General features: G+C 64.1%; 23 protein-coding genes and 1 tRNA gene. 11 read left to right on the top strand and 13 right to left on the bottom strand.

What is annotated here, in order from left to right:
• Positions 1 to 4: 4 nt before the first annotated feature.
• Positions 5 to 2,044: an oxidoreductase gene (locus tag ACFMBG_RS16855; protein WP_421055861.1), complete on the top strand. Its 2,040-nt coding sequence runs from the start codon at positions 5 to 7 to the stop codon at positions 2,042 to 2,044.
• 204 nt (positions 2,045 to 2,248) lie between these two features.
• Here ACFMBG_RS16855 and ACFMBG_RS16850 read toward each other — a convergent pair whose 3' ends face one another.
• Genes ACFMBG_RS16850 through ACFMBG_RS16835 form a run of 4 tightly spaced genes read right to left on the bottom strand, consistent with a single transcriptional unit; the run spans position 2,249 to position 8,044 of the window.
• Positions 2,249 to 3,628 (bottom strand): aminotransferase, encoded by a 1,380-nt coding sequence (locus tag ACFMBG_RS16850; RefSeq protein WP_421055860.1) that lies wholly within the window; start codon positions 3,626 to 3,628, stop codon positions 2,249 to 2,251.
• An 18-nt stretch (positions 3,629 to 3,646) separates the two neighbouring features.
• Complete coding sequence (locus ACFMBG_RS16845; protein ID WP_421055859.1) at positions 3,647 to 4,825, bottom strand: aminomethyl transferase family protein; 1,179 nt, start codon at positions 4,823 to 4,825, stop codon at positions 3,647 to 3,649.
• A complete protein-coding gene (locus ACFMBG_RS16840) occupies positions 4,825 to 6,396 on the bottom strand; it encodes a phytoene desaturase family protein (RefSeq protein ID WP_421055858.1) in 1,572 nt (523 codons plus the stop codon). Before ACFMBG_RS16840 ends, ACFMBG_RS16845 begins: the two co-directional genes overlap by 1 nt.
• Positions 6,397 to 6,406: 10 nt before the next feature.
• Positions 6,407 to 8,044 (bottom strand): phytoene desaturase family protein, encoded by a 1,638-nt coding sequence (locus tag ACFMBG_RS16835; RefSeq protein ID WP_421055857.1) that lies wholly within the window; start codon positions 8,042 to 8,044, stop codon positions 6,407 to 6,409.
• Between the two features lie 149 nt (positions 8,045 to 8,193).
• Here ACFMBG_RS16835 and ACFMBG_RS16830 point away from each other — a divergent pair, with 149 nt between their 5' ends.
• The gene (locus ACFMBG_RS16830) at positions 8,194 to 8,844 is read left to right on the top strand and encodes a TetR family transcriptional regulator C-terminal domain-containing protein (protein ID WP_421055856.1); all 651 of its coding nucleotides are present in this window, start codon (positions 8,194 to 8,196) and stop codon (positions 8,842 to 8,844) included.
• A gap of 255 nt (positions 8,845 to 9,099) precedes the next feature.
• Here ACFMBG_RS16830 and ACFMBG_RS16825 read toward each other — a convergent pair.
• From ACFMBG_RS16825 to ACFMBG_RS16795, 7 genes are all read right to left on the bottom strand, one after another.
• A tRNA-Pro gene (locus ACFMBG_RS16825) sits at positions 9,100 to 9,176 on the bottom strand.
• Between the two features lie 174 nt (positions 9,177 to 9,350).
• Positions 9,351 to 10,454 (bottom strand): 3-isopropylmalate dehydrogenase, encoded by a 1,104-nt coding sequence (leuB, locus tag ACFMBG_RS16820; RefSeq protein WP_421055855.1) that lies wholly within the window; start codon positions 10,452 to 10,454, stop codon positions 9,351 to 9,353.
• A gap of 125 nt (positions 10,455 to 10,579) precedes the next feature.
• The gene (locus ACFMBG_RS16815) at positions 10,580 to 11,623 is read right to left on the bottom strand and encodes an endonuclease/exonuclease/phosphatase family protein (RefSeq protein ID WP_421055854.1); all 1,044 of its coding nucleotides are present in this window, start codon (positions 11,621 to 11,623) and stop codon (positions 10,580 to 10,582) included.
• Positions 11,620 to 12,456 (bottom strand): hypothetical protein, encoded by an 837-nt coding sequence (locus ACFMBG_RS16810; protein ID WP_421055853.1) that lies wholly within the window; start codon positions 12,454 to 12,456, stop codon positions 11,620 to 11,622. The genes ACFMBG_RS16815 and ACFMBG_RS16810 overlap by 4 nt, the downstream gene beginning before the upstream one ends.
• Before the next feature lie 374 nt (positions 12,457 to 12,830).
• On the bottom strand, positions 12,831 to 13,436 hold the full coding sequence (gene leuD, locus ACFMBG_RS16805) for a 3-isopropylmalate dehydratase small subunit (protein WP_421055852.1): 606 nt from the start codon (positions 13,434 to 13,436) through the stop codon (positions 12,831 to 12,833).
• A gap of 12 nt (positions 13,437 to 13,448) precedes the next feature.
• On the bottom strand, positions 13,449 to 14,852 hold the full coding sequence (leuC, locus tag ACFMBG_RS16800; protein ID WP_421055851.1) for a 3-isopropylmalate dehydratase large subunit: 1,404 nt from the start codon (positions 14,850 to 14,852) through the stop codon (positions 13,449 to 13,451).
• 53 nt (positions 14,853 to 14,905) lie between these two features.
• The gene (locus ACFMBG_RS16795; RefSeq protein WP_226429013.1) at positions 14,906 to 15,004 is read right to left on the bottom strand and encodes an isopropylmalate isomerase; all 99 of its coding nucleotides are present in this window, start codon (positions 15,002 to 15,004) and stop codon (positions 14,906 to 14,908) included.
• A gap of 190 nt (positions 15,005 to 15,194) precedes the next feature.
• Between ACFMBG_RS16795 and ACFMBG_RS16790 the strand changes: the two genes are divergently transcribed.
• The 3 genes from ACFMBG_RS16790 to rlmH all read left to right on the top strand — a co-directional run bounded on the left by ACFMBG_RS16790 (position 15,195) and on the right by rlmH (position 17,659).
• On the top strand, positions 15,195 to 16,571 hold the full coding sequence (locus tag ACFMBG_RS16790; protein WP_421055850.1) for a mechanosensitive ion channel family protein: 1,377 nt from the start codon (positions 15,195 to 15,197) through the stop codon (positions 16,569 to 16,571).
• Positions 16,572 to 16,738: 167 nt separating this feature from the next.
• The gene (gene rsfS, locus ACFMBG_RS16785) at positions 16,739 to 17,110 is read left to right on the top strand and encodes a ribosome silencing factor (protein WP_421055849.1); all 372 of its coding nucleotides are present in this window, start codon (positions 16,739 to 16,741) and stop codon (positions 17,108 to 17,110) included.
• Positions 17,111 to 17,188: 78 nt separating this feature from the next.
• Entirely contained in the window at positions 17,189 to 17,659 is a 471-nt protein-coding gene (gene rlmH, locus ACFMBG_RS16780) for a 23S rRNA (pseudouridine(1915)-N(3))-methyltransferase RlmH (protein WP_421055848.1), read from the top strand.
• A 52-nt stretch (positions 17,660 to 17,711) separates the two neighbouring features.
• Here rlmH and ACFMBG_RS16775 read toward each other — a convergent pair whose 3' ends face one another.
• Positions 17,712 to 18,068, bottom strand: a complete 357-nt coding sequence (locus ACFMBG_RS16775) for a hypothetical protein (RefSeq protein WP_421055847.1) — start codon at positions 18,066 to 18,068, stop codon at positions 17,712 to 17,714.
• 35 nt (positions 18,069 to 18,103) lie between these two features.
• Positions 18,104 to 18,826, bottom strand: a complete 723-nt coding sequence (locus ACFMBG_RS16770; protein ID WP_421055846.1) for a DUF599 domain-containing protein — start codon at positions 18,824 to 18,826, stop codon at positions 18,104 to 18,106.
• Positions 18,827 to 18,906: 80 nt separating this feature from the next.
• Here ACFMBG_RS16770 and ACFMBG_RS16765 point away from each other — a divergent pair, with 80 nt between their 5' ends.
• The 6 genes from ACFMBG_RS16765 to ACFMBG_RS16740 all read left to right on the top strand — a co-directional run bounded on the left by ACFMBG_RS16765 (position 18,907) and on the right by ACFMBG_RS16740 (position 25,171).
• On the top strand, positions 18,907 to 20,355 hold the full coding sequence (locus ACFMBG_RS16765; protein WP_421055845.1) for an FAD-linked oxidase C-terminal domain-containing protein: 1,449 nt from the start codon (positions 18,907 to 18,909) through the stop codon (positions 20,353 to 20,355).
• A gap of 50 nt (positions 20,356 to 20,405) precedes the next feature.
• The gene (locus ACFMBG_RS16760; RefSeq protein ID WP_421055844.1) at positions 20,406 to 21,524 is read left to right on the top strand and encodes an FAD-binding protein; all 1,119 of its coding nucleotides are present in this window, start codon (positions 20,406 to 20,408) and stop codon (positions 21,522 to 21,524) included.
• Positions 21,525 to 21,527: 3 nt separating this feature from the next.
• Complete coding sequence (gene glcF, locus ACFMBG_RS16755) at positions 21,528 to 22,850, top strand: glycolate oxidase subunit GlcF (RefSeq protein WP_421055843.1); 1,323 nt, start codon at positions 21,528 to 21,530, stop codon at positions 22,848 to 22,850.
• A gap of 152 nt (positions 22,851 to 23,002) precedes the next feature.
• Positions 23,003 to 23,761, top strand: a complete 759-nt coding sequence (locus ACFMBG_RS16750) for a trypsin-like serine peptidase (RefSeq protein ID WP_421055889.1) — start codon at positions 23,003 to 23,005, stop codon at positions 23,759 to 23,761.
• On the top strand, positions 23,758 to 24,573 hold the full coding sequence (locus ACFMBG_RS16745) for a trypsin-like serine peptidase (protein WP_421055842.1): 816 nt from the start codon (positions 23,758 to 23,760) through the stop codon (positions 24,571 to 24,573). Before ACFMBG_RS16750 ends, ACFMBG_RS16745 begins: the two co-directional genes overlap by 4 nt.
• Before the next feature lie 133 nt (positions 24,574 to 24,706).
• A complete protein-coding gene (locus ACFMBG_RS16740) occupies positions 24,707 to 25,171 on the top strand; it encodes an Hsp20 family protein (protein ID WP_421055841.1) in 465 nt (154 codons plus the stop codon).
• Positions 25,172 to 25,198 lie beyond the last annotated feature (27 nt).

Raw genomic sequence — 25,198 nt, 5'->3', positions numbered from 1 at the left:
GCCGATGCGCGATCCCCGTCATGACATCCTGTTCCAGCCGCTGAAAATCGGCCCGGTGGAGACAAGAAACCGGTTCTATCAGGTGCCGCACTGCGCGGGCATGGGCTGGCGGCGGCCGCGAACCGTTGCGGCCATGCGCGGAATGAAGGCAGAGGGCGGATGGGGTGTTGTGAACACTGAGTTCTGCTCGATCCACCCGACCTCGGACAACGACTATTACCCCTATGCTGCACTGTGGGATCAGGATGACATCCGCGCCAACCGGCTGATGACGGACGCCGTGCATGAGCATGGCGCGCTGGCCGGGGTGGAGCTGTGGATCGGCGGCGGCATGGTGACCAACTTCGGCACCCGGCTGGCGCCCTTGGGCATGCGCAACCGGCCACAGACAGATGCCACGGTCCTGCACCCCGGCCAGGCGCGCAAGATTGACCGCGAAGATATCCGCAACATCCGCAAATGGCACCGCGATGCCGCGCTGCGGGCGGTCGAGGCCGGGTTCGATATCGTCTACGTCTATGCCACCCATGGCTACCTGCTGTCGGAATTCCTCGACCCGGTGAACAACACCCGCAGCGACGAATACGGCGGCAGACTGGAGAACCGGGTGCGGCTGGTGCGTGAGCTGATCGAGGAAACCAAGGAGGCTGTCGGCCACAAGTGCGCCGTGGCAACCCGGTTCAGCGTCGGGCTGGGGGATACGGAAAGCTACGACGCCTTTGCCATGCTGGCCGACCTGCCGGACCTGTGGGACCTGGTGGTGCCGGACTATGGAGTCGAAATGGGCGCGAGCCGGTTCGTTAAGGAAGCGTCTTTCACTGATAGTATCGCGCAGGCTAAATCGCTGACCTCCAAGCCTGTCGTGGCGGTTGGCCGGTATACCTCGCCGGACACTATGGCGCAGGTGATCCGCCAAGGCGGGCAGGACCTGATCGGTGCGGCGCGGCCGTCGATTGCCGATCCGTTCTTGCCCAAGAAGATAGCGGAGGGCCGCAGCGAGGACATTCGCGAATGCATCGGCTGTAACATTTGCTACGCGCATGACTCGCTGGGGGTACCGCTGCGCTGCACCCAGAACCCGACCATGGGCGAGGAATGGCGCCAGGGCTGGCATCCGGAGAAAACCGGCCGCAGCACAGCCCCTGAGAAAGTGCTGGTAGTAGGCGCCGGCCCCGCCGGGCTGGAGGCTGCACGGGTGCTGGGCGAGCGCGGCCATTCGGTGATGCTGGCAGAGGCCAGCCGGACCCTGGGCGGCCGCGTCACCCGCGAATCCCGCCTGCCGGGGATGAGCGAATGGGCCCGCGTGCGCGACTGGCGCATCGGGCAGATCGAAAAGCTGCCCAATGTGGAGGTCTACCCGGAAAGCCCGCTGGAGGCGGCTGATGTGCTGGACCTGGGCGTCTCGCATGTGATTGCCGCCACCGGGGCGGTCTGGGCAACGGACACCGTCGGGCGGCATTCCGATACTGGGCTGGAGGAGGAAGTGCCCGGCATGATCGTGTCGGCAGAAACCGTGCTGAACGGCGAGGCGCTCAACGCGGATCACGTGGTGATCTATGATGACGACCACTACTACCTCGGCTCGGTCCTGGCGCTGCAACTGCGCAAGGAGGGGCACCGGGTCACGCTGGTGACACCTGCGGGCCGCCCCTGCGACTGGGGGCAGTGGACCACGGAGGTTTACCAGTCGAACGCCGCCCTGATCGAGGCAGGCGTCGCGGTGGTGCCCAACCGGATGCTGGTGGCCGCACAGAGGGGCGAAGCGGTTCTGGCGTGCATGTTCTCGGACGCGCGCAGCACCCTTGCCTGCGACGCCATCATCCCGCTCACCCGCCGTCTGCCGGTTCTGGGGCTATACGACGGGCTGAAGGCGATGGGAGACGGGCTGCTGGAGGCCGGGATCAAAACCGTGACACGTATCGGCGATGCCGAAGCACCGCACATCATCGCCGCCGCCGTGCAAAGCGGCTACCGCGCAGCGATGGATCTGGGGCAGGACGTGGATTTGGCGCAGAAATACGGACGCCGCGAACACACGGTCTGAGGGGAAACCTTGACCTTTGGTTCCGCAGTACACGCTGCGGGACGGCCCTCTGTCAGCGAGCTAAATTGAACCAGAAGGGGAGGTTCTCCCGGGCAGCCGTCCGACCGGGAAGTCTTAAGGCAAAAAAAAGCGGGCGCCGGGGACCACCGATTGCGCCCGCAAGTTCGGGAAGGGTGACGGGAGCCTGTGCCAGCCCCTCCGGTTTCACGCTGCCAGCTGTGCCTCCACCTGCTGAATGGCACGCTCCAGGATGTCGAACATCTCGTCGATCTGATCCAAGGTGATGATCAGCGGCGGCGAAAACACCGCCATGTTGATCAGCGGGCGCACGATCAGGCCCATCTCCTCGCAGGCGGCATCTATCATCGAGCCAAGCTTGCGCTCGGCCTCCAGATCCTCTGCCTGGCACTCGATGCAGCCCAAAAGCCCCTCTCCGCGGGCGTCGCCGACGATATCGAACCTCATCAGATCGCGCAGGCGCGCCTGGAAATGCGGGGTGACAGCGCGGACATGGTCCAGAATGCCTTCACGCTCAATGATCTCGATGTTCTTGAGCGCCGCGACGCAGGACACCGGATGGCCCGAATAGGTGTAGCCGTTGGTGTAGGAGGAGGGCGTCCCCAGATGGCTCATCTGCTCCATCACCCGGTCGGAGATGATACAGGCCCCCAGCGGCAGGTAACCGGAAGTCAGCCCCTTGGCGCAGGTGATCATGTCGGGCTGAATGCCAAAGACCTCCTCAGACGCGAACCAGTGGCCTAGGCGCCCGAAACCGGTCACAACCTCGTCGGAGATATAAAGGATGTCACTGGCGCGGCACAGTTCCCAGGTCCGTTTGTGGTAGCCGGGGGCAGGCACGATAACACCACCGGAGGACAGAATCGGCTCGGCGATAAAGGCGCCGATGTTGTCCGCGCCGATCTCCGCAATGGCAGCTTCCAGATCCGCGACCTTGGCATCGCACCATTCCTCGACGCTCATGCCGGCCGGGCGGCGGTAGGGGTTCACGTCCGGCAGGAAATGCACCAGCCGGGTTTCGAAATCGAAATGGCTCTTGTCGCGCTCCTTGCCGGTCACCGAATGGGCCAGATAGGTAGAGCCGTGATAGCCCTTCTCGCGGGCAATTATCGTCTTCTTTTGCGGCTTGCCGCGGCGGTTGTTCATGTACTGCATGGTGCGCAGGGCCGTATCTACCGCGGTGGAGCCGCCAGTGGTGAAGAAGACGTTGTTCAAATCCCCCGGCGCCATGTCCGCGATCTTTTTGGCCAGCACAGCCGACGGCTCGGTGGTGTTGGTGAAGGGGGAGGTATAGGGCAGCTTCATCACCTGCGCGGCAATGGCATCGGCCATCTCCTGGCGGCCATAGCCGATCTGGGTGCACCACATGCCGCCCGGCCCGTCGATATAGCGCTTGCCGGCGGCATCCCACAGATGGATGCCCTCGGCGGTCTCCATCAGCATGTTGTCATAGCCGCGCCAGTCGTCCATTGCCATCCAGGGATGCAGCTGGTGGGTGCGGTCCCACTCGTGCAGGGAGTCCGCACTGGGTTCATTTGCAAAGGTGTTGGGTTTCATCTTGGTCATGGGGATACCTGATCGGGATTAGAAGGGCCGGGGCGGTGTCGCCCGCGCACGGCTGTTGATGAAGAAGGGCTTGTCCTCGACGGTGACCGGCACCAGCCGCCTGTCCCATTGGCCTTCTTCGCTGACATGGATTTCGGCCCATAGGTCATCGGTGATGTCCCCGCCAAAGGGCGCCTTGAACTCTGCCAGCGCGATGTTGCGCTTGGTGGTGGGGGACCAGACGCCAGAGGTCACATGCCCCACCTCTTTCTTCTTCTTGTGGTAGATCAGCGCGCCGTCCGCCGGTTTGAAGCCGCCGATCTCGATCTTACGCAGGTGATAGCGCAGGCCGTTCTTTTGCTGGTCCAGCAGCGCCCGGCGGCCGTTGAAATGGCCCTTGGTGAAATCCACCATCTTGCCAAAACCCAGCTCCAGCGGGCTGCGGCCGCGGCCAAGGCGCATGGCCGTGTGTACCGGCTGAAAGTCGAAGCCTGCCGCAATGAACCCGGCCTCGATCCGGCAGATGTTGAGCGCGTCGAAGCCGATGGCCTTCAGCCCCCAGTGGCCGCCTGTTGCCCATAGCCTGTCCCACAGCTCCAGCGCCTTATGATTGGGGACCCAGAGTTCATAGCCAAGATCGCCGGTGAAGCCGGTGCGGGAAACCCATAGACCCGGCTCTATCTCACGCCAGTCGAAGGGCTTCATGTCCGCGACGGTACCCAGCCCTGCGTCCTGCAGCAGCGAGAATGAAGTCGGCCCCTGCAGCGACAGCGCCGCAATCTCCTGGCTTTCATCTGTGATTCCCGCGTCGAACCCCCAAGCGGTGTCCAGCAGCCAGGTGTACATCGGCTCCTGGCAGCACAGGCGGAAGTCCGTCTCCGAAAAGCGAAACAGGGTGCCGTCGTCGATTACCATGCCCTCTTCGTCGCACCACAGGGCATAGCCGACCCGCCCGTCGCGCAGCTTGGCGGCGTCGCGGGTGACGAGCCGGTTCACCACTTTTAAGGCGTCCGGCCCGGTAATGCGGTATTTGTGCATCGGCGAGATGTCGAACAGGGTGCACTGGTTGCGGATGGCGAAATACTCGAACTCCACCGTGTCCAGCATCGCGGGCGAGACATAGCCCGCCCAATTGGTCCAGCTCTTGGCGGTGCTGAGTGCCTCCAGCCGTGGCTGAAACGGGGATTCGATCAGGCCGATGGGTACATGTTTGGTCATCAGATCACCCCGTCTTTCAGAAGCTGCAAGGCGCTGTTGCGGCCGGCCAGCCCGGTCACATCGCCGCCCGGATGGGCACCTGCGCCGCAGAGGTAGTAGCCCTCGGGACCAAACCGGTAATGCGCCATGCCGTTGGCGGGCCGCACCGTCAGGATCTGGTCGATGCCCATCTCCGCATGGTGCCAATGCCCCCCCGGCGCACCCGTGCGTGCCTCGATGCACGCGGGGCTAAGCACTTGGCATTCTGTGACAAGCGCGCCGATGCCGGGGGCGTATTTTTCCAATGTCGCGAGTGTGACGGTTGAGAGCTTTTCCCGGGCGGCCTCGTCCCAACCGCCCTCCAGCCCGTAGGGAACGGAACTGACCACGGCAGACAGCACATGCTGCCCGTCTTTGATCAGAGCCGGGTCGGTCAGGCTGGGAATGACCGCCTCGATCACCGGATTCTTCGGCATTTCCCCGTATTTCGCAGGGTTGAAGGCGCGCTCCACATAGGTGGCGCTGGGGGCAATCAGCAGCCGGCCTGCCGCCAGTTCCGGGCGGAGCCCGGTAAACTCAGGCGCGCCGCTCAGAACCAGGTTCACCTTGGCGGCGGTGCCCTTGCAGCGCTGGTTGCGCATCCGCCGCACCGCTTCCACGTCGTAATGCTCCGCCCCCGCCAGCATCATCGCTGGCATCGGTCCGGTGTTGCTCAGAACTGCCCGGGCAGAGATTTCGGTGCCGTCCTCCAGCACCACGCCTGCAGCGCGATCGTTTTCGGTCAATACCCGGGCCACGCCGGTACCGGTGCGGATTTCCGCCCCGGCGGCACGGGCTGCTGCCTCGAACGCTGCGGTAACCGTGCCCATGCCGCCCACCGGCAGTTGCGCACCGCCGCCCTGGCCCAGACGGTACATCAAAGAGAACACCGTCCCGGGCGAGCGCGGCCCGGCAAAGGCGCCGCGCACCGCATCCGCCGCCAGCGCACCGGCCAGCGGGCCGTCTTCCAAATCGTCCAGGATCAGGTCATAGGCGTTGGACAGGAGCACGCGGAGAAACTCGCGCATGTCCTTCTTGCCCATCCGTTTCAGATCCAGCCCCAGCTTGGCCAGCCCGGCAAGCTCCGTCAGTGTGTCCAGGCTGGCCAGACCGCCCTCAAGCGAGGGCGGGGACTTGGTTGAAAGCTGCCCCAGCAGCCCAGCAAACAACGTCAGGCGGCGCATCAATTCGGCGAAAGGTGCGGCTTCGGGGTGCGGCCGTCCGTCTGCGAGTTCCGCCTGGCTTCCGCGGATCACTGCGTGGTTGCCGTCCTCCGACAGCGAAACCGTAGGCAGATCGCGCACCTCCAGCGGTGCGCGAGCGGAGCCAAGGCCCAGCTCCTTCTTCACCTTGGGGTGCAGGTTATAAAGCAGATGCGCGATCTCTGGCACCTGTATCCCGCCTGCAAGGGTGATGTTTCGGGCCATGCCGCCGGTACTTGCGTTCTTTTCGATCACGCAGACCGACTTGCCCTTGCGCGCCAAGGTCGCTGCCGCTGCCAGTCCGTTGTGGCCGGCGCCGATGACAATTGCGTCGTAGGTTGCTGTGGTCATCTTCCGCTCCTCAGGCCGCGTAGCCGGTCATGTTGCCGCCCCGGCCGATATTTCGCAGGATTTCGCGGGCCGCGTTGGCCCCCGGCGCCGCCATCACCCCGCCGCCCGGATGCGCGGAGGAGCCGACGATATACATGCCGTCAATCGGGGTGTCGTATTGCGCATATCCCGGCACCGGACGGTTGAAGAGCAGCTGGTCGAAAGTCAGCTCGCCCTGGAAGATGTTGCCTTCGGTCAGGCCCACCTCCTGCTCGATGTCCCAGGGGGTGCGGACCTCGGCGTGCACGGTCTTGCTGCGGATGTCCGGGCAGGCCTGCTCCAGCTTGTCAAAGACGCAATCGGCAAAGGCGCCGCGGGTCTGGCCGTTCCAGTTGGTGCCTGCCCGCACACCGCCGACCTCCAGGTCATAGGGCGCATACTGCACGAAGACGGTCATCATATGTTTGCCCGGCGGTGCCATCGTCGGGTCGATCTGGCTGGGGATCAGCATGTCGAAATAAGGGTTCTGCGACCAGCGCCCCTCTTTCCAGTCGTCATAGGCGCGTTCCAGCTCGTTCAGGCTTTCGGCGCAGTGCAGATCGCCACGCAGAAAAGGCGCGCCCTTGGGGGCGGCGGGGAACTCTGGCAGGGCATCCAGCGCGATGTTCAGCTTGCCCGAGGAGCCGCGGATCTTGAACCGCTTGACTGCCTTCACGAAATCGCCGGGCAGATGCTGCTGGCCGGTATGCTGCAGGAAGGTGCGTTTAACATCCATGTTGGAGGCCACGATGGGCGCGTGGTATTCATCGCCATTGTCCAGCGCCACCCCGGTGGCCCTGCCATTGCTGACCAGAAACCGGTCGACGCCGGAGCCGGTGACGATGGTGCCGCCTGCCTCCTCAAAGCAAGCTCCCAGCGCGTTGGAGATCGCGCCCATGCCGCCGCGGGCAAAGCCCCAGGCCCCGATCGCGCCGTCGACATCGCCCATGTAGTGGTGCAGCAGCACATAGGCTGTGCCGGGGGAGTAGACGCCCAGCCCGGTGCCGATGATGCCCGCGCCGGCGATATGCGCCTTGATCAGGTCATTCTCGAAATGCTCGTCCAGGAAGTCGCCAATTGACATCGACCAGAAGCGCAGCGTCTCGCCCAGTTCCTTCTTGCCCAGCCCGTGGGCCTGTTTGATCAGGAACAGCAACTCGCCGATGTCGCGCGGCTTCAGCGAGGTCGGGTCCGGCGCGTTGCGCAACAGGAACGGCCGGATGAAGCGGCACTGGCGGATCACCGTCTGGCTGAACCGGTCATAGGCGTCCGCATCATGGGCGCTGTGGCGGGAGATTTCCCGGCGAAGGGCGTCATGGTCCGACAAATAGGCAAAGTAGTCACCATCGCTGCCAAAGCTGGCGCCGCCTTCATAGGGGATCACTTGCAGCCCGTATTTCGGCAGCTCCAGGTCGCGCACGATCTCGCGGCGCAGCAGCGAGCAGACGTAGGAGCAATTGGAATAGGTCCAGCCCTCATGCAGCGACCGGCTCACCGCGGCACCGCCGATCCAATCGTTCTTTTCCACCACCAGAACCTTCAGCCCGGCCTTGGCCAGGTAGCAGGCTGCGGTCAGGCCGTTGTGACCGGCTCCCGCCACGATGGCGTCATATCTGTCGTGCTGCCCCATGAATCTCTCCTGGTCCGGCTGTCGTTCACCGGAGCCTAGAGGAGAAGAAATTTCCGGTAAAGTTTTTTTGAGCGCTCAAATAAAAATAATCCGGCTGACAGGCGCGGAGAAGTGTGGAACAAGGAGGAAAATTGAAGCTTGGATTTCTCATGGTGGCATCGCAGGGCAGCGGCAGGAAGCCGCGCAAGGAACGCAAGGAAAACGCCGACATGCGGCGGCGGCAGATTCTTGATGCGACTTTGAAATCGATCGTGGCCAACGGCCTGGCCAAGACGACGCTGGCGACCGTGGCCAATGAGGCCGGGCTGTCGCAGGGCGTTGCCGTCTTCTATTTCAAGTCCAAGACCGGCATCCTGACTGAGGCGCTACGCGATCAGTACCAGACCTACGAGGCCCACTGGCAGGCGGCGCTGGAAAAGGCGCCCGAAGATCCGGCGGCCCGGCTGCGCACGATTATCGAGGCGGACTTCAGCCCCAAGATCTGCAACCCTAGCGCGCTCGCCATCTGGTTTGCCTTTTTCGGGGAGCAGAATTTCGTGCCTCAATACGCAGAGATCACCGGCGAGTTCGAGGAAAAGAGGTCCAAGATGCTCAACGAGATCTGCCTGCAGCTGTCGCCGGATGATCCCGGCAGGGCCAGTTTGGCTGGCGGCTGGATTGATACGCTGACGGACGGCTTTTGGCAGAAGCTGCACCTTTTCCCGCACGTCTACACCCGGGAGGGCGCGCTGGAGCAGACTCTGCAGTTTCTGCAAACGCTCTTTCCGGAACACGCAGAAGTCTTTCAAGCCAAGGCCTGACCTAGCCGGGCTTGCAAATGCCGGTTGGGGCTCATCGGGCATCAGTCCGCTGGCATTTTTGTGCGGACCAGCGATGGTCTTGGCGAGCTGCAGCTTTTGACAGCCAGCATAGTGATCGCTGCAAGGCGCAGCGCAATTCCCGGCAGCGCGAGCAAGGCCTCTGAACGCAGGGTGAACCGGGTCTTTGAGGGCTTGGAAAGCTGTTGTGTGTGGTGATCCGAAAACAACAAAGGCGCCCTAGGGCGCCTTGTTTTTTGGTCGGAGTGAGAGGATTCGAACCTCCGACCCCTGCCTCCCGAAGACAGTGCTCTACCAGGCTGAGCTACACTCCGACCGTGGAGGGCGAAATAGCTCAGGGCGCGGGGTTTGACAAGGGCGATTCCACAGAAAGATGCGGTTTTTGAGAATTCTTTTTTATGGCTGAGAGGGCGGCGTCGGCAGACACGAAAAAGCCCCGCGCCGGAAACCGGGCGGGGCTTTGGTTGTTCTGAATTAGCGTCTGGAAATCAGAGGCTTGCGTCCAGTGCGGCAACCACGGCGTCGCCCATCTGGCTGGTGGAGACCGGTTCCACGCCTTCGCTGGCCAGCAGGTCAGCGGTGCGCACGCCGTCCGCCAGCACCTTCTCGACTGCGGCTTCCAGCCGGTCGGCTTCGGCGCCTTGGTCGAAGCTGTAGCGCAGCGCCATTGCAAAGCTGAGGATGCAGGCGATCGGGTTGGCCTTGCCCTGGCCCGCGATGTCCGGGGCGGAGCCGTGCACGGGCTCATAGAGCGCCTTGGGACGGCCGTTTTCCATCGGCGCGCCAAGCGATGCCGAGGGCAGCATGCCCAGCGAACCGGTCAGCATCGCGGCACAGTCGGACAGGATGTCACCGAACAAGTTGTCGGTCAGGATCACGTCGAACTGCTTGGGTGCGCGCACCAGCTGCATCGCGCCGTTGTCGGCGTACATATGCGACAGCTCGACCTCGGGGTAATCGGCTGCAACACGGGTCACAACCTCGCGCCACAGGATGCCGGATTCCATCACGTTGGCCTTCTCCATCGAGCAGACCTTCTTGTTGCGGCGCATCGCCAATTCGAACGCGGAGCGTGCGGCGCGCTCGATCTCGCTTTCGGTGTAGCGCTGGGTGTTGATGCCGACACGCTCGTTGCCCTCTTCGAAGATGCCGCGCGGCTCGCCGAAGTAGACGCCGGAGGTCAGCTCGCGCACGATCATGATGTCGAGGCCCGCGACGATGTCCTTTTTCAGCGAGGAGAAATCGGCCAGCGCGTCAAAGCACTGCGCCGGGCGCAGGTTGGAATAAAGGTCCATTTCCTTGCGCAGGCGCAGCAGGCCGCGCTCCGGCTTCACAGAGAAATCCAGGTTGTCATAGGCAGGGCCGCCGACGGCGCCCAGCAGCACCGCATCGACTTCCTGCGCCTTGGCCATGGTTTCATCCGCCAGCGGCTTGCCGTGCTTGTCATAGGCCGCGCCGCCGACCAGATCCTCGCTCACATCGAACTGCAGGCCGCGCTTGTCGCCGAACCAGGTGATGATCTTGCGCACCTCGGTCATGACTTCGGGGCCGATCCCGTCGCCGGGCAGAATCAGAATCGATGGGTTGGGCATGGGGATCCTCCTAAAAAACAGCTGGCACGGGCGTAGCGGGACAGCCGGGCAGGGTCAATAACGGCCCTTGGAAATAAAGGGGAATGATGAGGATTTGCCCGCGCAATGATGCTGTGGGGGGCAGGTCAGTCCAGCAATAAATCCACCCACACCAGGCGGTGGCGGCTGGCGATTGCTGACGCATCCTCCGGGGAGTCCGGCCAGGCAACGCCGCTGCCGGTGACGGTCAGCCCGGCCGATGGCAGAACATAGTCCACCCGCATCTGCCCCACGCCCTGCCACTCCACCGTGGCGGTGCCGCCCTTGGTGCTTTGCGGCTGCGGATCCTGCAGGCGCGGGTCTGCCAGCAGGCTGCGGATCGCCTGTTTGCGGCCTTCGCCTTGCTCAGGGTCGAGATTGGCGTCGCCGGCAATGACAATGGGGCCTGAAGGTACCGCCCCCAACTGGCCGTCCAGCAGCAGCTGCCACAGGCGGATTTCGTCGTGGTTGCGCCGCCCGTTGCGGTCTTCCGGCCCATCAAAGACTGGCGGGGTGGCATGAAAGGTCATCACATTCAGCCAGCGGCCGTCCGGCAGCCCCACCGGCACCAGCCAATGCGCTGTGGAAGACAGCCGCTGCACCGCTTGAGCCTCAGCTGAGGGGAAGGGGCGGCCGTCCGGGTGTTGCGGCAAAAGCGCTTCCGGCAGGTCGCGCCACAGCAGGGCCGAGAACTCGCGGACCCCTTCGCGGCCGACCGGCAGCCGCGACAGCAATGCAATCCCGCCCTGACCGCGGAACCGGCCATAGCCCTGATTGTCGCGTGGCCCGCCGGTCCTGCCATCGCCATCCAGATCCAGCAGGACAGGGGGCGGCAGGCCCGCGTTGGGCTGCAGGGACACGTGGTGCGGGTAGCTCAGACCTTGCTCCGCCAGCCGATTGGCCAGGGCCGCCAGCGCCCGGCCTTCATAATCCCAGTCAATTCCCTGCAGCGCCAGCACGTCCGGCTGCACGGCGGTTATGACCTCCACAACAGCGGCAACCTGCTTGTCCTTGCCGCGTTCGATATCGCGCAGCAGCAGTCCCGGCCCATCACGCGACAGCTCAGTGTTGAAGGTTGCAATGCGGAGCGTTTCTGCCCGGCCCGTCCCGGCGGCAAGGATCAGAAGAAGGCCAGCCGCCAGCCGTCTCATGCAGTCTGCATCGCCTCATCCGCATCGCTGCAGGCGGTGCGGCGCTTGTGCGCGATCAGACCGGCAATGCGCAGCATCGCCATGCCGCGCATGATCATCGAGGCCGGCACCAGCGCCCAGGCGCTGATCACCCAGACCAGCATATGCGGTGCGGCCAGCATTCCGGGATCCACCATGCCCGAGGCGAGCTTGACCGCGGCGGGCAGGGCGAAGGGCAGCAGCACGCCGCCGATGATATTGATCCGCCCGTCCCGCTGCAGCCGCTGCACCACATCGCCGCCGGTGGTGGGGTCGAACAGGGGCAGGTTGACCCAGACATTGAAGGCGCCGCTGCCCACCGGCCAATGGCCGACCCGGATCACCAGCGCAAAGACCGCAATCGCCAGGCCTGCAACCGAACAGGCCAGCCCGGCGGCATCGCGCACCATCAGCACCGTGGCCTCCGGCACCTGCGGAGGCATCATCAGCACCGTCAGCTGCACCGGCGAATAGGCAAAGTCGAGCTGGCCGCCCAGCCAGCCGCCCAGCCGCTGCACCAGCGCCGTCAGCCCGGTCGGGGCCAGCGGATGCGCGGCCAGCAGGCTCAGCGCGCCCACCGCGGCAACAGCGGCGGCAAAGCGCATCCGGTTGATCGGCGGCGCGTTGCGGAACTCCACGAAGCTGGGAAAATGCGAGTAATACTCGGTAAAGGCCAGGGCAGCGCCCAGCAGGGCAATGAACAGGACGATTTCCGGCGAGTCGGTGGCGGCTGCCGGCAGAATCAGTGACGGCATTGCAAACAGCATAGCCACCAGTATGCCGCGGAAAGCCGCGCCTGTGATGCGTGCAATCACGTCTCTGTTTCCCTTCAAACTGGACCGGGTGTTTTTCTCCCTGGTTCCAGATTTGAAGCCCCCCGGGACGGCCCAGGGCGCTCTGCCTCATTTTTGCCCCATTGTGGCCGGCTGGCGGTATTCCGCTCAAGGCCCGGCAGCAGGGCAGGGGCTACTTTGACCGCGGGACTGGTGCCGGATTGCATCAGCGTTTTGATGGAAATTGAGGCGGTTGGCGGGCGCGCTACCAGATGCTGTGGTTGCGGGGGCTGCGTACACAAGGAAACCGCGTCCGCTGAAATGAGGCGGAAATGCGGCGTGATTCTGGCGTCGCCGCAAAAGAAAGAGCCGCCCGTGCGGGCGGCTCCGATCGGTTTCAACCGTTTCAGCCGGGATCAGACCCAGGGGCGCTCCTGCGCGGCCTTGGCCTCGAAAGTCTTGATCGAGTCGGCCTTTTCCAAAGTCAGGCCGATATCGTCCAGCCCGTTCAGCAGGCAGTGCTTCTTGAAGGGATCCACGTCGAACTTGATGACTTCGCCGTCCGAGGTGGTGATCTCCTGCGCTTCCAGGTCCACGGTCATGCGGGCGTTCTCGCCCTTCTCCGCGTCCGCCATCAGGATGTCGACCTGCTCCTGCGGCAGCACGATCGGCAGGATGCCGTTCTTGAAGCTGTTGTTGAAGAAGATGTCCGCGAACGAAGTCGACACGATGCATTTGATGCCGAAATCGGCAATCGCCCAGGGCGCGTGCTCACGGCTGGAGCCGCAGCCGAAGTTGTCACCGGCCACCAGGATCTCGGCGTTGCGGTACTGCGGCTTGTTCAGCACGAAATCCTCGATCTCGGTGCCGTCGCGGTTGTAACGCATCTCGTCGAACAGGTTCTTGCCGAAACCGGTGCGCTGAATGGACTTCAGGAACACCTTCGGGATGATCATGTCGGTGTCGATGTTGACCAGCGGCATCGGTGCGGCAACGCCTTGGATCTTTGTGAACTTTTCCATGCTTCTGGCTCCTTACATCAGCTCGCGCACGTCGGTCAGCTTGCCGGTCAGGGCAGCGGCGGCAGCCATGGCAGGCGACACCAGGTGGGTGCGGCCCTTGTAGCCCTGGCGGCCTTCGAAGTTCCGGTTCGAGGTTGCGGCGCAACGCTCGCCCGGGGCCAGCTGGTCGGGGTTCATCGCCAGGCACATGGAGCAGCCCGCAAGGCGCCACTCGAAGCCGGCTGCTTCAAAGATCTCGGCCAGGCCTTCTTCCTCGGCCTGGGCGCGGACCAGGCCGGAGCCCGGAACGATCATGGCGCGCATGCCGTCCTTGATCTTCTTGCCTTTCACCACTTCTGCCACGGCGCGGAGGTCCTCGATGCGGCCGTTGGTGCAGGAGCCGATAAACACGGTGTCGATCTCGATGTCGGTCAGCTTCTGGCCGGGGGTGAGGCCCATGTACTCGATCGAGCGGCGGGCCGCCTCGATCTTGCCGCCAGAAAAGTCCTCGGGGTTCGGCACCACGCCGGTGATCGGCAGCACGTCCTCGGGCGAGGTGCCCCAGGTCACGACCGGCTCGATGTCCTCGCCCTTCAGGGTGACGACCTTGTCGAAATGCGCGCCTTCGTCGGTGTAAAGGGTCTTCCACCAGTTCAGCGCCGCTTCCCACTGGGCGCCTTTCGGAGCGTGCGGGCGGCCTTTGACATACTCAAAGGTGGTCTCGTCCGGTGCGATGAGGCCAGCGCGGGCGCCGCCTTCGATCGCCATGTTGCAGACGGTCATGCGGCCTTCCATCGACAGATCGCGGATCGCTTCGCCGCAGTATTCGATGACATAGCCGGTGCCGCCGGCGGTGCCGGTCTCGCCGATCACAGCCAGGGTGATGTCCTTGGCTGTGACACCCGGCTTCAGCTTGCCGGTGATCTCCACCTTCATGTTCTTGGATTTCTTCTGGATCAGCGTCTGGGTGGCCAGCACGTGCTCCACCTCGGAGGTGCCGATGCCATGCGCCAGCGCGCCGAATGCGCCGTGGGTGGCGGTGTGGCTGTCGCCGCAGACCACGGTCATGCCGGGCAGGGTCCAGCCCTGTTCCGGGCCGACGATGTGCACGATGCCCTGGCGGATGTCATCCACCGGGTAGTAATGCACGCCGAATTCCTTGGCGTTCTTGTCGAGCGCCTCGACCTGGATGCGGCTTTCCTCGTTCTCGATGCCTTTGGCACGGTCCAGCGTGGTCGGCACGTTGTGGTCCGGCACCGCGATGGTCTTTTCCGGGGCGTGCACCTTGCGGCCGGCCATGCGCAGGCCTTCGAAAGCCTGCGGGCTGGTCACTTCGTGGACCAGGTGCCGGTCGATATAGAGCAGGCAGGTGCCGTCCTCTGCTTCATGCGCAACATGCGCATCCCAGATCTTGTCATAGAGTGTCTTGGGGGACATGGGTCCTCTCCCGTGATGTATTGGGTATGCTGGCTTTGGGCTGGGCAAGCACCTTATAGGCGCGCCAGGACCGTGCGGGCGGCGCCAAAGAACCGCTCGCGCAGGCGGGCGCGGTCTTGCAGTTCGATCTTTTGGGCCAATACGAGGGTCATGGCTGTCAGATACATCCGCACGGGCCGGCAATCAAGATTCGTTCTCTAGGGTAAGACTGACAGGTCTTGATCCGGAGGCGAACCGCCTGGCCGTCCGCATGAGCAGGCGCTGCCCTTATTCTTCCCCTTCGGCGTCTATTCTTGATCAAAACCCGCCAGGGCTGCACACTGGCAGCAAAAAGGGGGCGCGATGGAGCCGGAAGAGCAGACACCACCCAGGGACGCGATTGCCGAAAGCACCGCAGAGGCGCTGGAGCTTGGCCAGCAGCTGTGGGAGCTGGCGGCCGAGGGCATCGAGCTGCTGCTCAGGCCATGGAATGCCTATCAAGCGGGGATTGTGCTGGCGGTCTTTGTGCTGGCCGCCCTGATCGCCCGGCCTCTGAAAAGCGCTTTCCATGACTGGCTGCGGGCACGGGAAGGCTGGCCGCGCTGGCGGATTCGGGCGGGGCTGGTGCTGCACAAGCGGATCCGGGGCATTCTGTTTGTGGTGCTGATCTGGATGGTCGTTCTGATCATGCAAGAGGCCACATGGCCCAGCCGGTCCCGCCTGCTGACGGTCATTGCCAACCTGTCGCTGGCTTGGCTGATCGTGTCGCTGGCGACCCGGCTGGTGGGCAATCCGCTGCTGCGCCACCTGGTGAAATACGGCGCCTGGACCTGGATCACCTTGCGCATCCTGGGGATCACCGAAGACGCGGTGCATCTGCTGGACGCCGTTGCCATCAATTTCGGCGATCTCAGGATATCGCTGTTTCTGGTGGTCCAGGCGGTTGTTATCCTCGGGGTGATGCTGACGCTGGCGCGGGTAATTTCATCGGTGGCGGCGAACCGGATTCGCGCCAATTCCGAAATCTCGCCCTCAATGCAGGTGCTGGCAGCCAAACTGGCGCAGATCCTTCTGTTCGGCGGCGCGTTCTTTATCGGGCTGAAGGCGATCGGCATCGACCTGACCGGCCTGGCGGTGCTGTCGGGTGCCATCGGTGTTGGCCTTGGTTTCGGCCTGCAGAAGGTGGTGTCGAACCTGGTGTCGGGCCTGATCATCCTTTTGGACAAGTCGATCAAGCCGGGCGACGTGATTTCACTGGGCGATACCTTCGGCTGGATCAACGCGCTGGGCGCCCGCTATGTCTCCGTCGTCACCCGCGACGGGCGCGAATACCTGATCCCGAATGAGGACCTGATCACCACCCAGGTGGTGAACTGGTCGCATTCCGACAAATACGTCCGTCTCGACCTTACCTTTGGCACCGGCTATGACGATGACCCGCACAAGGTCCGCAGGATCGCGATCGAGGCCGCCTGCGGTGTCAAGCGGGTGCTGCAGTACGGCAGCAAGAAGCCGGTCTGCCACATCACCGGCTTTGGCGACAGCAGCGTCGACTACGTGCTGCGGTTCTGGATCGACGACCCCACTGGCGGCCTCACCAATATCCGCGGCAATGTCTATCTGGCGCTGTGGGATGCGTTCCAGGAACAGGGCATCTCGATCCCGTTCCCGCAGCGCGAGGTGCGGATGCTGAACGACCCGCTGCCGGTGAGGGTTGCACCTGCGGACAATGGCGGATAAAGCACGGGGCTTGCGCTGCCGGGGCGGGGTTTCATTGAAAGTTCACCATCCGGTTGCTACATTATTAACAGGCCCGGCGCCGGGGCTTGGCGGCGCGTTGTAAGGAGGACCATGTCCTGTCACCCGTACCTCAAGCGGCGGATGCCGCTGTTAATGGGGCAGCCGTGATGGCCGCCCAGTCCCAGCCCACCAGCGAACAGCTGCTGGAGCGGATTCTTTCCTCACTCAGCGATGACAAAGCCGAAGATGTTGTGCAGATCGACCTGCGCGGCAAGACTTCGATCGGCGATTACATGGTGCTGGCGTCCGGCCGCTCCACCCGCCAGGTCGCGGCGATGTCGGAAAAGCTGATGGACCGGCTCAAACAGGAGTTCCGGATCAGCTGCAAGGTCGAAGGCAAGGATGCAGGCGACTGGGTGCTGATCGACACCGGTGATGTGATCGTTCATATCTTCCGCCCGGAAGTGCGCGAGTTCTACCAGCTCGAGAAGATGTGGATGCCCGCAGGCACCGCGGCCGCTCCGGCAGCCGACGGCTGAACCAAAGGCTGATTTGATGCAGGCCCGCGCGATGGGTGCGGGCCGGATTGCTTCAGGCCCGGTATTTTCAGGACTGTCATGCGCCTGCATATCTGTGCGGCCGGCCGTTTGCGGGCTGGCCCGGAAAAATCCCTCATCGACGACTACCTCACCCGGTTCGACCGGACCGGCCGCGCGCTGGGCCTCGGGCCCGCGCGGGTGGTGGAGATCGAGGACAAGAAAAACGCAGGCATGGCCGCCGAAGCCGCATTGCTGCGCAAGGCGCTGCCCAAGGGCGCGGTGATCTGCACTCTGGATGAGCGCGGCAAGGTGATTTCCTCGCCGGATTTCGCGGACAAGCTGGCCGGCTGGCGCGACAGCGGCCGCCAGGACCTGGCGCTGATCATCGGCGGTGCCGACGGGATTGACCCCTCGCTTCGGGCCGAGGCCGATTTCTCGATTTCATTCGGCAAGATGGTCTGGCCGCACATGCTGGTTCGGGTGATGCTGGCCGAGCAGATCTACCGCGCTGCGACCATTCTGGCAGGCAGCCCGTATCATAGGGTGTGAATGCGCCTTTCGGCGCATGCCTCCGGCGGGAGTATTTTTGGAAAGATGAAAGTCAGGGCAGGGTGAGGACGTATGTGTCTTCACCCCAGCCATCCACGATGCAGCGGGCCTGGATTTGCACTTGTGTTGTGCCGTCCGGGATCTGCACGCCGCTAAGGGAGCGGGTGAAGGGCTGTTCCTGCTCATGCGGATGCGCCAGCACCCGCAGCCCCAACTCGTTTCCATTCATGTCCAGCACCCGCCAGCCGTCGGCGTAATGCTCCCATCCGGTGTCGGGATGCGAGAGGGTGACGCTGAAGGACCAGCTGCCGCCGGAGTGGCGGGCGGTGGCGTCCTCAATCACCGGTTCGTCGGCAAAAGCAGGCGGGCCGGCGGCAGAAAGAATAAGCGGCAGAAGCAGTTGTCTCATGCCAGGACCATATCTTTGCTGGCGGAGGCGTGCAGTCATGAAACCGTGTCCCCTTTGCTTTCGGGCGGGATGCGCAGCAGGATCTGGCGGGAATGCGAGACGAACTCCCGCCGGTAAAGCACCGCCACGGTGATCAGCGCCGCGCCGCCCAGCGGCAGGGCGCCTGCCAGCCAGGCCACCGCGGCCAGGGCGAAATAGGTCGACCGCATGCCCCGGTTGAAGCTGCGCGCAGCGGTGATGCTGATCTCGGCGGCCTGTGCGGCGCGGGGGTAGGCCAGCGGGTCCTCCCGGTTATTCGGCACCGCGGCCATCAGCACCGCGCAATAGCCGAACAGCCGGTGCGCCCAAACAAATTTCAGAAACGCATTGGACAAGAGCAGCAAAACCACTAGGATTTTCACCTCCCAGACAAAGGCGGGGGCGCTGTCCTGGATCAGGTCCTCGGCCACGCCCGCCAGCTGCTCGGTATTGCCGATCAGCGCCAGCCCGCCGCCAATGGCAATCATCGCGGCGGAGGCGAAGAACGCCGTCGCCTGGCGCAGGTTGCCGGCCAGCTGCGCGTCAAAGATCCGCGGATCGCGCTCCACCATCCGCTTCATCCAGTCACGCCGGAAATCCTCCATCAGCCAGGACACCGAAAGCCGCCCCTTTGGCGGGTTCTCGATGCGCCAGCCGATCCACAGCCAGCTGGCAATCAGCAGGCTCAGGGCGGCAAGGTCGAACAGGGAAAACTGCGCAAGGCGGGTGGTCCAGATCATGGCCAGACCCTAGCGCGGCAATCCGCCCCTTGCCAGATGTGATAAATTGGTAATATTATTTTACCAAAGAGGAGAGCCCCATGGAGATGCCATCCCCGAACCCCGCCATTCTGGCCCGCAAGGCGCGGATAGCCGAGCGGCTGCAGACCATTCTGCCCACCGATGCGGTCATCCAGGATGAGATGGAGACACGCGCCTATGAGTGCGATGCGCTGACCGCCTACAAATGCCCGCCTTTGATGGCAGTGCTGCCGCGCACCACGCAGGAGGTTTCGGATATTCTGCGCATCTGCCACGAGGAAGGCGTGCCGGTGGTGCCGCGCGGGGCGGGCACCTCGCTGGCGGGAGGGGCGCTGCCTACCGCGGATTGCGTGATCCTGGGTGTGGCGCGGATGAACGAGGTGCTGGAGACCGATTACGAGAACCGCATCATCCGGGTGCAGACCGGCCGCACCAACCTGAGCGTTTCCGGCGCGGTGGAGGAAGAAGAATTCTTCTATGCCCCGGACCCGTCCTCGCAGCTGGCCTGCGCCATTGCGGGCAATATCGCGATGAACTCCGGCGGGGCACATTGCCTGAAATACGGGGTCACCACCAACAATTTGCTTGGCGTGACGATGGTGATGATGGATGGCACGGTGGTGGACATCGGCGGCGCCCATCTGGATCCGGGCGGGCTGGACCTGCTGGGTGTGATCTGCGGCAGCGAGGGGCAGCTGGGCGTGGTGACCGAAGCCACCCTGCGCATCCTGCGCAAGCCGGAGGGCGCGCGGCCGGTGCTGATCGGATACGACAGCAATGAGGTGGCCGGTGCCTGTGTCTCCGACATCATCAAGGCAGGCGTGCTGCCGGTGGCCATCGAATTCATGGACCGCCCCTGCATCGAGGCCTGCGAAGCCTTTGCCAAGGCAGGCTACCCGATGTGCGAGGCCCTTCTGATCATCGAGGTCGAGGGCAGCCCGGCGGAAATCGATCACCAGCTGGGGCTGATCATAGAGATCGCCAAATCCCACAACCCGGTGGAACTGCGCGAGGCCGGGGATGCAGATGAGGCCGCCCGTATCTGGCTGGGCCGCAAATCGGCCTTTGGCGCCATGGGGCAGATCAACGATTACATGTGCCTGGACGGCACCATCCCGGTGTCCTCGCTGCCCTTTGTGCTGCGCCGGATCGGCGAGATGAGCAAGGAATTTGGTCTGGATGTGGCCAATGTCTTCCACGCGGGTGACGGCAACATGCATCCGCTGATCCTGTTCGATGCCAACAAGCCGGGCGACCTGGAAACCTGCGAGGCCTTTGGCGCCGAGATCCTGAAGCTGTGCGTCGAGGCAGGCGGCTGCCTGACTGGCGAGCATGGGGTTGGGATCGAGAAGCGCGATCTGATGCTGCATCAGTACACTGAGGCGGACCTGGAGGCTCAGCTGAAGGTCAAGGACGTGTTTGACCCCAAGTGGCTCCTGAACCCGGCCAAGGTGTTTCCGCTGCCGGTGACCGAAGGCCGCCGGGCCGTGGCGCTGGCTGCCGAGTAATGGGGGCTTTGCCCCCAAACCCCCAGAGTATTTGGACAAAGAAGAAGATGATGACACCAGGGAGCGAGGCGGAACTGGCCGAAGCCATTGCAGGCGCAAGCGGGCCACTCAGCATTCAGGGCGGCGGAACCCGCGGGCTGGCTGTGGAAGGGGAAGTTCTGAGCACGTGCGCGCTGTCCGGGGTGGAACTTTATGAGCCGGGCGCTTTGACGCTGGTGGTCAAGGCAGGCACGCCGGTGGCGGAGGTGGAGGCGCTGCTGGCGGCGGAAAACCAGCGGCTGGCGTTTGAGCCGATGGACCACCGCGGACTGCTGGGTACAGACGGCGAGCCGACCATCGGCGGTGTCATTGCGGCCAATGTCTCCGGTCCCCGGCGTATTCAGGCGGGGGCGGCACGCGACCACCTGCTGGGGGTGCGCTTTGTCGATGGCACCGGCCAAGCGGTGAAGAACGGCGGCCGGGTGATGAAGAACGTCACCGGCTATGACCTAGTAAAGCTGATGTGCGGCGCCCATGGCACGCTGGGTGTTCTGACGGAGGTGTCGCTGAAGGTGCTGCCAAAGCCTGAGTGCAGTGGCACGTTGGTCTGGCACGGGCTTGGATGGTCCGCGGCGCTGAAAGTCTTCTGTGAAGCTCTGAAGTCACCCTATGACGTGACCGGTGCAGGCAGGGTGCCGCAGGGTGCCGCTGGAAAATCGATGACGTTCGTTCGGGTGGAGGGATTCGAAGATTCCGTCAAATACCGCCTGACAGAACTGCGGAGGCTCTTTTCTGACTTGAAACCTGATGAGCTGAACATCGACGCAGAAGAAAACACCCAAATTTGGCAGTCCTTGCGCGACGCAGAACCGTTTCACGGCAAAGCCGGCGACGTGTGGCGAACCTCGGTAAAGCCGACTGACATGCTTAATGTAACAGGGCAGTGGGATTTCGAGCATGTTGCCGATTGGGGCGGCGGGTTGATCTGGAGCCTTGTGCCGGAAGGGGAGGATTTAAGGCAGAAACTGGCAGATGTGCCGGGCCATTCCACGCTGGTGCGGGCCTCGCAGGACACCCGCGTGCGGCTCGGCGTATTCCAGCCGCAGCCCGCACCGCTGGCGGCCATCTCCGCGGGACTGCGGAGCCAGTTCGATCCGCGCGGCATCCTCAATCCAGGCCTGATGGGGTAAGACATGCAGACCACTTTCACCGAAGAGCAGCTGCAGAACCCCGGCACCAAGCGTGCCAACGAAATCCTGCGCACCTGCGTGCATTGCGGCTTTTGCACCGCGACCTGCCCGACCTATCAGGTGCTGGGCGATGAACTCGACTCCCCGCGCGGCCGCATCTATCTGATCAAGGACATGCTGGAGAACGAGCGGGTGCCGGACGCCAAGACCGTCAAGCACATCGACCGCTGCCTCAGCTGCCTGGCCTGCATGACCACCTGTCCCTCGGGCGTGCATTACATGCACCTGGTGGATCATGCGCGCGCTTATATCGAAAAACACTATGACCGCCCGTGGAGCGACCGCGCCTTGCGCTGGCTGCTGGCGCGGATCCTGCCCTATCCGGGCCGGTTCCGGCTGGCGCTCTTGGGGGCCAAGCTGGCGAAGCCGTTCAAGGGGCTGGTGCCGGACGCACGGCTGCGCGCGATGCTGGACATGGCGCCCGAAACAATCCCCCCGGTCAGCCGCAATGACGATCCGCAGAGCTTTGCCCCCGCCGCGCCGCGCAAGAAGCGCGTGGCGCTGATGACCGGCTGCGCCCAGAAGGCGCTGAACACCGATATCAACGACGCCACCATCCGCCTGCTCACCCGGCTGGGCTGCGAGGTGGTGGTGGCCAAGGGCGCGGGCTGCTGCGGCGCACTGACCCACCACATGGGGCGCGAGGACGAGAGTCACGCCACCGCGGCCAAGAACATCCGCGCTTGGGCAGCTGAGATGGACGGGCAGGGGCTGGACGCCATTGTCATCAACACCTCCGGCTGCGGCACCACGGTCAAGGACTATGGCCACATGTTCCGCAATGAGGCGCTGGCGGCGGATGCGGCCCGGGTTTCGGCCATCGCGATGGATATCTCCGAGCTGCTGATGCAGCTGGAGCTGCCCGAGGGCGCGGACAAGGGGCTGACCGTGGCTTATCACGCCGCCTGCTCGCTGCAGCACGGGCAGCAGATCAAGACCCACCCGAAGACACTGCTGAAACGCGCAGGCTTCAAGGTGGTGGAGCCCGCCGACAGCCACCTCTGCTGCGGATCGGCCGGCACTTACAACCTGATGCAGCCGGAAATCTCTGCCGAGCTGAAGGCGCGCAAGGTGAAGACGCTGGAGGCGAAGGCACCCGACCTGATCGCGGCAGGCAACATCGGCTGCATGATGCAGATCGGCTCCGGCACCAAACTGCCGATCGTGCACACGGTGGAGCTGCTCGATTGGGCCACCGGCGGCCCGCAGCCGCCTGCGCTGACCGCACCGGGCAAACGCGCGCCGGAGGTGCCGGTCCTGCGCTGAGGCTGCCTCTAAAAGAATCGGGCTGCATTAACCGCGGGCTTGCCGTAATTTTGCCTGAACAGACAGATAATCTCCCAGCCGGTGGATAAGAGGAGACGCATGTGAGGCAGTGGATTCTTGCGGTTGCAGCGCTGTTGCTGCCAGCCGCGGCAATGGCGCAGGACAGCCGGCTGCAGCGGATGGACACCCTGGATGCGGGCCGCAAGTGGGAGGCCGTCGGGCGGCTCGACGTGAATGGCGAGGGGTTTTGCACCGGCGCCCTGATCGCCCCCGATCTGGTGCTGACCGCCGCCCATTGCCTCTATGACAGCCGTACCAAGGCGCCGATCGATCCAACCACCATCGAATTCCTGGCCGGCTGGCGCAACGGCCGCGCCTCGGCCTACCGCTCTGTGCGCCGGGCGGTGCAGCATCCCTCCTATGTCTATGACGGGGAGCTGTCGACCGACCGGGTGCGCAACGATATTGCCCTGCTGCAATTGCAGCGCCCGATCCGCAACACCACCGTGACACCCTTTGAGACAGAGGAGCGCCCGCGCAAGGGGGCCAAGATCGGCGTGGTGTCCTATGCCCATGACCGCTCCGAGGCACCGTCCTTGCAGGAGGTCTGTGCGGTGATGGCGCGGCAGCAGGGGGTGCTGGTGATGTCCTGCGATGTGGATTTCGGCTCCTCCGGGGCGCCAGTGTTTTCCTTTGACGGCGGCACCCCGCGGATCGTCTCGGTGGTCTCTGCCAAGGCGGAGGTAAGCGGCAGGCGGGTTTCGCTGGGGTCTGCCCTGGCAGAGGAGCTGACGCTGCTGCAGGCGCAGCTGACCGGGGTGGCCACCGGCGGACGGCTGCCGCCGGGAGTGGGCCGGGTGAAGGTGGGCGAAGGGCGCAGCTCCTCCGGCGCCAAGTTCATCGGGCAATGATCTGGCGGGCGCTGATAGCGGGTGTTGCCATGCTGGCGTACGCTGGCAGCGCAACGGCGCAGGGCACTGGCCTCCGGCGCCTGACCGACCGTGATGATCTGCTGGGCTGGGAGGCCGTGGGGCGGCTGGAGCTGAACGGCCAGGGGTTCTGCACCGGCACATTGATCGCACCGGATCTGGTGCTGACTGCGGCGCATTGCGTCTATGACCGGAACAAGACCCTGCGTCCGGCGGAGCAGATCACCTTCCGCGCCGGCCTGCGTGACGGGGTGGCAATTGCCGAGCGCCCGGCGCTGCAGATCGCTGCGCATCCGGGGTTCAACCCGCGCACCGCGCTCAGCTTGGAGAACATCCGCCATGATGTAGCTCTGATCCGGCTGGCGGAGCCAATTCTCAGCGGCCAGGCGGATGCCTTTGCGCTGCATTCGGGCCAGGACTATGGCAGTGATATCTCAGTGACCTCCTATGGCATGGGGCGGGCCGAGGCGCTGTCGCGCCAGCGCGCCTGCAACCTGATGGGGGAGCATAAGGATGTGCTGATGATCGACTGCAATGTCACCTTCGGCTCTTCCGGGGCGCCGGTGTTCTCGCAGGTCGGCGGGCGCGGGCGGATCCTGGCGCTGGTCTCCGGCGGCGGCAATTACGAGGGCAGGCAGGTGGCGTTCGGCATGAAGCTGCCCCAGCGGGTGGCCGAGCTGAAGGCGCAGCTGCGCCGCAATCCGGCGGCAGCGCCGGACCGGCGGATCAAACGGATCCGGGTTGGCGGCGGCGGTTCCGCAGGCGGCGCGAAATTTGTGCGCCCGGGCGGCTGACGGCCCCCTTGAAGCCGTATTTTCCCCTTCCTATCTCAGGATTATCCGGGCAGCCGCTGAATGGGGCCCGGACAATTCCAGCCTGTCCCCGCGGGGAAGGCACCCTGAAATCGCTCATGAATGAGGATGGAAAATGCGTACTTTTGATTTTGCACCGCTGCACCGTGCAACCATCGGCTTTGACCAGATCGCCAACCTGATGGACCGCGCCCTGAGCGCCGATGCGACCCAGTCCAGCTACCCGCCCTACAACATCGAAAAGACCGACGCCGACAGCTATCGCATCTCGATTGCCGTCGCCGGTTTTGCCGAAGAAGACCTGAGCGTCGAAGTGAAGGAAAACGCCCTGGTTGTCGCCGCCAAAAAGGCCGAAGACAGCGAAGAGCGCACCTTCCTGCACCGCGGCATCGCGACCCGCGCCTTTGAACGCCGCTTCACCCTGGCCGACCATGTCCGCGTGACCGGCGCCAGCCTGGAAAACGGCATGCTGCATATCGATCTGCACCGCGAGGTGCCGGAGGCGCTGAAACCGCGCCGGATCGAAATCTCCTCCTCCCGCTCGGCCCGTCCCGAGATCGAGGCCAAAACGGTCAACTGATCCCGCGGACCCTGGTCCGAGTCCACA

The organism is Leisingera coralii (assembly GCF_049056525.1).
GTDB lineage: Bacteria > Pseudomonadota > Alphaproteobacteria > Rhodobacterales > Rhodobacteraceae > Leisingera > Leisingera coralii.
This window is presented reverse-complemented; position numbering and strand designations above follow the sequence as displayed.

Coding starts and splice junctions, on each gene's coding strand:
- ACFMBG_RS16855 (WP_421055861.1), top strand. CDS start 5: ATGCGCGATCCCCGTCATGACATCCTGTTCCAGCCGCTGAAAATCGGC.
- ACFMBG_RS16850 (WP_421055860.1), bottom strand. CDS start 3,628: ATGACCAAGATGAAACCCAACACCTTTGCAAATGAACCCAGTGCGGAC.
- ACFMBG_RS16845 (WP_421055859.1), bottom strand. CDS start 4,825: ATGACCAAACATGTACCCATCGGCCTGATCGAATCCCCGTTTCAGCCA.
- ACFMBG_RS16840 (WP_421055858.1), bottom strand. CDS start 6,396: ATGACCACAGCAACCTACGACGCAATTGTCATCGGCGCCGGCCACAAC.
- ACFMBG_RS16835 (WP_421055857.1), bottom strand. CDS start 8,044: ATGGGGCAGCACGACAGATATGACGCCATCGTGGCGGGAGCCGGTCAC.
- ACFMBG_RS16830 (WP_421055856.1), top strand. CDS start 8,194: ATGGTGGCATCGCAGGGCAGCGGCAGGAAGCCGCGCAAGGAACGCAAG.
- leuB (WP_421055855.1), bottom strand. CDS start 10,454: ATGCCCAACCCATCGATTCTGATTCTGCCCGGCGACGGGATCGGCCCC.
- ACFMBG_RS16815 (WP_421055854.1), bottom strand. CDS start 11,623: ATGAGACGGCTGGCGGCTGGCCTTCTTCTGATCCTTGCCGCCGGGACG.
- leuD (WP_421055852.1), bottom strand. CDS start 13,436: ATGGAAAAGTTCACAAAGATCCAAGGCGTTGCCGCACCGATGCCGCTG.
- leuC (WP_421055851.1), bottom strand. CDS start 14,852: ATGTCCCCCAAGACACTCTATGACAAGATCTGGGATGCGCATGTTGCG.
- ACFMBG_RS16795 (WP_226429013.1), bottom strand. CDS start 15,004: ATGACCCTCGTATTGGCCCAAAAGATCGAACTGCAAGACCGCGCCCGC.
- ACFMBG_RS16790 (WP_421055850.1), top strand. CDS start 15,195: ATGGAGCCGGAAGAGCAGACACCACCCAGGGACGCGATTGCCGAAAGC.
- rsfS (WP_421055849.1), top strand. CDS start 16,739: ATGGCCGCCCAGTCCCAGCCCACCAGCGAACAGCTGCTGGAGCGGATT.
- rlmH (WP_421055848.1), top strand. CDS start 17,189: ATGCGCCTGCATATCTGTGCGGCCGGCCGTTTGCGGGCTGGCCCGGAA.
- ACFMBG_RS16775 (WP_421055847.1), bottom strand. CDS start 18,068: ATGAGACAACTGCTTCTGCCGCTTATTCTTTCTGCCGCCGGCCCGCCT.
- ACFMBG_RS16770 (WP_421055846.1), bottom strand. CDS start 18,826: ATGATCTGGACCACCCGCCTTGCGCAGTTTTCCCTGTTCGACCTTGCC.
- ACFMBG_RS16765 (WP_421055845.1), top strand. CDS start 18,907: ATGGAGATGCCATCCCCGAACCCCGCCATTCTGGCCCGCAAGGCGCGG.
- ACFMBG_RS16760 (WP_421055844.1), top strand. CDS start 20,406: ATGACACCAGGGAGCGAGGCGGAACTGGCCGAAGCCATTGCAGGCGCA.
- glcF (WP_421055843.1), top strand. CDS start 21,528: ATGCAGACCACTTTCACCGAAGAGCAGCTGCAGAACCCCGGCACCAAG.
- ACFMBG_RS16750 (WP_421055889.1), top strand. CDS start 23,003: ATGGCGCAGGACAGCCGGCTGCAGCGGATGGACACCCTGGATGCGGGC.
- ACFMBG_RS16745 (WP_421055842.1), top strand. CDS start 23,758: ATGATCTGGCGGGCGCTGATAGCGGGTGTTGCCATGCTGGCGTACGCT.
- ACFMBG_RS16740 (WP_421055841.1), top strand. CDS start 24,707: ATGCGTACTTTTGATTTTGCACCGCTGCACCGTGCAACCATCGGCTTT.